We start from the raw sequence: 6,215 nt of genomic DNA, 5'->3' as shown, positions 1-6,215 counted from the left end.
AACTGTTACCACTGGTATCGTAAAGAGGTGAAATAAGAAAACTTGTTTTACTGGTCTTGAAAAAGGGAACCATTATAGATGTCTCTATAGATAATTATTTAATATTAGTTGTCCAATATTCTCTAATCATTTTTTTAGTAGCTTCTGGAAGAGGAATATAACCTAACTTTTTAGCTGAAGCATCACCATTCTTGAAAGCATAGTTATAAAACTCTATAACTTTTTTGTTCATAGCAGGTTTCTCAGTTGGAAGCAAAATAAATGTAGCCGCAACAATTGGGTAAGAAGTATCACCTGGTTGTAAAGCTAACATAGCGTAAAAGTGATCTTTTTTAGTCCAACTTGCATATTTTGCAGCAGCTTTAAAGTTATCTTCATTTGCCACAACCCATTTACCATTTGCAGTTTTAAGAACAGCTGCACTTAGATGATTTTTCTCTTTATAAGCATTTTCTATATAACCTATTGAGTAAGGAGTTTGTTTAACTAAGTTAGCAACACCCTCATTACCTTTTCCACCGATACCAACAGCCCAGTCAACTGCTTTACCAGTACCAAAGTTATTTTTCCAGTTAGCAGAACTTCCACTTAGATAGTAAGTAAAGTTATAAGTAGTACCTGAACCGTCTGATCTGTGAACAACTACAATCTTTTCATTAGGAAGATTAACACCACTATTGTTTGCAGCAATTTTACTATCATTCCATTTTGTAATTTTACCAGCGAAAATATCTGCAACTACATCATTAGAAAGTTTTAAAGTCTCATCAGCAATACCATTAACATTAAACGCTACAACAATTGAACCGATTACAGCAGGGAATTGTAATAGTTTTGCTTTAGCTAGTTTTTTTGAATTAAGAGGTTTATCAGATGCACCAAAGTTTACAACACGTTTTGTGATTTGTTTGATTCCACCACCAGAACCTATTGATTGATAGTTAACACGATTTTTTGTGTCTTTTTTATAATTGAATGCCCAATCATAATATAGAGGAGCGGGAAAAGATGCACCGGCACCATTAATTTTATCAGCAGCGATTGATGAACTAAAAGAAACGGCTGCAACTAATGCAACACCAAGTATTTTATTTAACATTTTCGTACCCTTGTGTTTTTAAGATACGAAATTATAAAAGGAAAATATTACAGTTGGATTACAATAGATGAAGGAAAGAGGTTAGTATAGTAACCTCTTTGTAATTTTAAATTATTAATTATCTTTTAACACATGCGTTTCTACTACCCAATTTGCAAAAGGCATTGAAGATGTAAAAGCAGGACTAACTGCATTTAATACATGAACAGAATTTTCATCAGATTCTACAACAAAATCTTGTACTAACTCTAAAGTATTTTTATTTAATAGTTGTGCACGAATACCTGGAGTACTCCAAGCATTAAATCCATTATGGTTCATTCTCTTAGTGAGTTTCATAGCTAAGCCTTTTAAATACGTTAGGCTATATTTTTTCACTTCATTGTATGCTAAAGACCTAAATCCAAAAGCATTAGTTAAAAATAATTTTGCTTCATAATATATGATTTGTGCAAATTCTTTTAAATCAAAATTATCAAAACCTTGATAGTTTTCTCTCCAAAAAGTAGGGATTGCAGTTGGTCCTATCTTGCTTTGTCCATCAACTGTTAAAGTATAGTGAACTCCTAAAAATGGATTGTCAAGATTTGGAACGGGATAAATATTAGTTTGTAGATGCGATTCATTTTTTGTATCTTTTAAATAAATACCTTTAAATGGAATAATTACATAATCCTTACAAAAGCCAAAATCTCTAGCGATATTATCTGCATATAAACCAGCACAGTTAATAACTTTTTTTGCACAAAACTCACCTTGTGAAGTTGTAACAACATTACAATCACTTGAAATATATTTACAAGATAGAAGTATCTTAACACCCATCTCTTTTATAACTTTTTCAAACTCTTTTGTTACTTCTTTTGGGTTTACAGTTGCTGTACTAGAACAAAGAAGTGCTTTTTTATGAGTTTTAATATTTGGATAAAGCTCATTTAAACCATCTTCATCTAACCAAGTAAGTTCAACACCATTAGCATCTCCCCTTCTTTTTAGTTCTTCTAATCCTTCAACTTCTTTATCATTTAAGGCAACTACGACTTTTTTGCATTCATTTATTTGTAAACCTCTTTGTTTAACAAACTCTTTTAATGCAATATTTCCTTCTTTGGTGAACCTTGCTTTTAAAGAATTAGCAGTGTAGTAAAATCCTGCATGTAAAACTCCGGAATTTCTTCCAGAACTATGCATGGCTACTTCTTCTTCTTTTTCTAGGACTAATATCTCACTACTAGGAAATCTATCTTTTAAATTTTTAGCAATATTTAAACCAATAATTCCTGCACCAATAACTATGTAATCATACATTTTAAAATCCCAAGTCTTCATTTACTATAATCAATACTATTCTATCTTTCTCATCTGCTTTTATATGTGTAAACTTATTAGCAATATTATCAAGATTATGTCTTGGTTCTCTACCCATCTCTATTGCTTTTGAGTTCATTCTATCAATATTTTTACCAACAATTACTAGTACTTTCTTTGGTCCAAATATCATTGCTGCTACACGATTTCCACTACCATCTGCATTTATTAGTTTCCCATCTTTTGTTAAAGCATTTGTTCCAGTTACAAAAAGATCAGTTACCATTCCCAATCTTCTTCTATTGGTATTTTCTTCCATAGAAATACCTTTTTCATATTGGTTAAATAAGGTAATATCTTCTTTATTAATCAAATAATCTAAAAGTCCTATTTCACTTACACTTGTTGAACCACCTAGTCCAACACTCATATCTGTTTTAACAAAAGTTTTACATAATGATAATGCTTCATCTTTATTTTGAACAAAATATGGGTCATAACACAATTACTTAATGTTTTGAGAAATTCATTCATATCTTTCCTTTTCATTTACTAGATTGTTTTTTAAATAGTTTCACTTAATTTTGTATATACTACTGATTCTTTTTTTAACATTTTATGTAAACCCATAGATACTGCAAAGATTATAAATCCAATTATATGTGTATTTTGAATGATTCCAAAATAAGTTTCCATATGAAAAACTTTATCAGGAGATAAAAGAAATATTGCACCTATAAAGAAAACAGCTCTCTCGATCCAATTTAGCTTTTGATCCCAATAGCCTTCCATCACTATTGAAAAAGATGCTATACCCATCATGGCAAAGGTAAACACTTCAAATCTCTCAAACCATGTACCATTAATCAATGGAGTAAAAGCAAATAGTAAAGGAATAATATACATTCCTTTTCCAACTTTCCATGCAACTAGACCTGTTTTCATAGGAGGGGTTTTTGCAATAGCCGCTGCTGCGAATGCAGCTAAACAAATAGGTGGGGTAAGATTTGAATCTTGAGATAACCAAAAGATTATCAAGTGCGCGGATAATAGATACATTGCAACTTCCGGTAGTTCAATTCCTGCATTTATAAGTGCTGCTAGTTCAGGTCTTAACATAAGCCCTACAAGAGCCGGAGCTGATAATACTGATAGAACAACATAAGATGCAGTAACAGGTAGTCCCATTCCAAGAATAAGAGATGCAATAGCAATTAAAACAATTGCTATTAACAATGAATTACCTGACCATTCCATAATAAGTTGTGAGAACGTAATTCCAACACCAGATATATTAATAATACCAACAATGATTCCAACAGCAATAAGAAGAACCCCTGTTACTATCATATTTTTTGAACCAAGAGCTAGAGCTTCTAAAATTTCTTTTATTCCCATTCTTTTGTTTTTTGTTAAATAAGAAGAGAGAATAATCGCTACGATAGCGATACCAGCTGCATAAGTTGGAGTAAAACCATAAACTAAAAGTCCAATTAATGTTGATAATGGGATTATAAAATGAAATCCTTCTCTTAAAATTGGAAGGATATTAAGCTCACTTGACTCACCTTTAATATTATTCTCTTTTGCATGAATATTAATATAAAATGCTATTGAAGCAAAATATAAAATTGCAGGTAAAACAGAAACTGAGATAATAGTAACAAAGGGAATATGAGTCATTTGAGCCATAATAAATGCACCAGCACCCATAATTGGAGGCATAATCTGTCCACCTGTACTTGCTGCTGCTTCTACCGCTGCTGCAAAGGTGCCTTTAAATCCTGCTTTTTTCATCATAGGGATGGTTATAGAACCAGTTGATACTGTATTTGCGACTGCTGAACCTGATATAGTTCCCATTAATGCTGATGAGAATACGGCAACATGTCCAGTTCCTCCAGTATATTTGCCAGCAACTGCACTTGATACGTCAACTATAAAATCTCCTGCACCTGATTTTAAAAGAAATGCTGCAAATAAAATAAACATAAATACATATGTTGATGAAATAGTAGCGATTGGACCAAACAGACCTTCGCTTGTAAAATACATTCTATATAAAAATCTCTCTGGACTCATTCCTGCAAAAGCAAAAACACCATCAATGTGTTGACCTAAAAATAATATATAAGCGATACAAGTTGAGATAATAAATGGAATAATGTAACCAGTTGATCTTCTAACCATTTCTATTGCAAGAGCTATTGTCATTGCAGCCACAATTAAATCACTAGTTCTCATTTGAGAATTAGCAACTGCATATAAGCTTTCTTCAAAAAGTACCATATAAGCAAATGTAAACAGAGATAAAACTGCAAAAAGCAGATTAATTATACTTACTTCATTTTCATTTTTATCAGATTCATATGTTAAAAAACCAAGAGATGCTAATAAAGCAAAGTGTGCAGAGTTAAACCACAAATCACTAATCCCACCCCAAATATTTACACCAAAATGGAATAAAGATATAAGAATTGCGTATGCGAAAGTGATTTCTTTAAAGTATTTTATTTTTATCATTTTTTATTCCTCAATGTATATAAAATATATAAATAATTTTTAATTACTTATATAATTCATATATCAAAAGAAGTTAGACTTCTTTTGATATGCTAAATTTATTTTGCTAATAATGAAGCAGGTATAGTGATACCTTGTTCTTTATAGAATCTAGCTGCACCTGGGTGAAGAGGCATTGGAAGGCCAGCAATTGCTTTTTTGATAGACATTGCTTTTGTAGCTTTATGAACACTGTTTAAAAAAGGTAAGTTTTCATAAATTGTTTTAGTTAGTAAGTATACATCTTCTTCTGGAGTATCTTTTGTAACTACAAGTAAGTTTGGTTGAGCGATTGTATTAATATCTTTTGTTTGACCTGGGTAAGTTCCAGCTTTGATATTAAATGCAGTCCACACTGGGTAGTTAGCGTTAATTTTTGCTAAGTCCTTAGCGTTAAAATCTAGAACTTTAATTTTATCATTTCCAATAGATGCAAATGCATTTGTAACCGCTGATGTTGGAGGACCTGATGGTGTATTCATACCTTGAACTTTTCCATCTTGTAGTGCAGTGGAACTTGGAGTGTACCCTAAGTATTGAACATTCATTTTATTAAAGTTAATATTTAATGAACTCATAATAGTTTCTGCTGAGACTCTAGAACCTGAACTTCTTCCACCAATAGCAAATCTTTCACCATATAGATTTTGTAAATCCATAATGTTTCCAGTTTTTGCATAATCATTTTTGATTGTAAACTGTTCAACATTTTGCCATAACATAGAGATTGATCTTAGGTTTTTCTTTGGAGCACCTTCGTATTTTGCTTTACCTTGCCACGCCATAGAACCAAAGAGTCCTTGTAAAATTGCAAAGTTTACTTCACCTTTTTGAAGCATATCAACATTTTCACCAGAACCAGCAGATGTGATTGCTGAGAAAGTTGTTTTATGTTTCTTAGCTAACTTTATAGAAGCAATAGTAGCAATACCAACTCCAACAGGATAATATGTCCCACCCGTACTTGCAGTTGCAATTACATACTTAGTTTCTTTTTTAGCTGCATTAGCACCAGTAACAATTGTAGCTGTAATCGCTGATACAACTAATAACTTTTTAAAGATTGATAACTTTGTCATTTGTTCTCCTTAGTTTTTATACTGAGAAGAAGTATAACACATTTTGTTTCAAAATTGTTTCAAAATTGTTTCAAATTTATATATTTAGTATAAAAGTCCTATTTTGTAAGCTTTTAATCTTGCTCAATTATATATCCTAAGCCTTTTTTTGAAACAATGAAGTCATT

General features: G+C 31.5%; 5 protein-coding genes. All 5 read right to left on the bottom strand.

From position 1 onward, the window contains the following. Positions 1-94: 94 nt before the first annotated feature. The 5 genes from pstS to QZZ48_RS13490 all read right to left on the bottom strand — a co-directional run bounded on the left by pstS (position 95) and on the right by QZZ48_RS13490 (position 6,048). Complete coding sequence (pstS, locus tag QZZ48_RS13510; protein WP_294966736.1) at positions 95-1,099, bottom strand: phosphate ABC transporter substrate-binding protein PstS; 1,005 nt, start codon at positions 1,097-1,099, stop codon at positions 95-97. Positions 1,100-1,213: 114 nt separating this feature from the next. After that, positions 1,214-2,407 carry an L-2-hydroxyglutarate oxidase gene (gene lhgO, locus QZZ48_RS13505; protein ID WP_294966734.1) on the bottom strand — a complete coding sequence of 398 codons (1,194 nt, stop codon included), beginning with the start codon at positions 2,405-2,407 and terminating at the stop codon, positions 1,214-1,216. Position 2,408: 1 nt separating this feature from the next. Continuing rightward, complete coding sequence (locus tag QZZ48_RS13500; RefSeq protein WP_294966732.1) at positions 2,409-2,912, bottom strand: lactate utilization protein; 504 nt, start codon at positions 2,910-2,912, stop codon at positions 2,409-2,411. Positions 2,913-2,971: 59 nt separating this feature from the next. Beyond that, a complete protein-coding gene (locus QZZ48_RS13495; RefSeq protein ID WP_294966730.1) occupies positions 2,972-4,930 on the bottom strand; it encodes a TRAP transporter fused permease subunit in 1,959 nt (652 codons plus the stop codon). 98 nt (positions 4,931-5,028) lie between these two features. Continuing rightward, positions 5,029-6,048, bottom strand: coding sequence for a TAXI family TRAP transporter solute-binding subunit (locus tag QZZ48_RS13490; protein ID WP_294966728.1), 1,020 nt, complete (start codon positions 6,046-6,048; stop codon positions 5,029-5,031). Positions 6,049-6,215 lie beyond the last annotated feature (167 nt).

This window comes from Sulfurimonas sp. (assembly GCF_016744025.1).
Taxonomy (GTDB): Bacteria; Campylobacterota; Campylobacteria; order Campylobacterales; family Sulfurimonadaceae; genus Sulfurimonas.
Note: the sequence above shows the minus strand (reverse complement) of the source record. Positions and strands in the feature narration are given on the sequence as shown.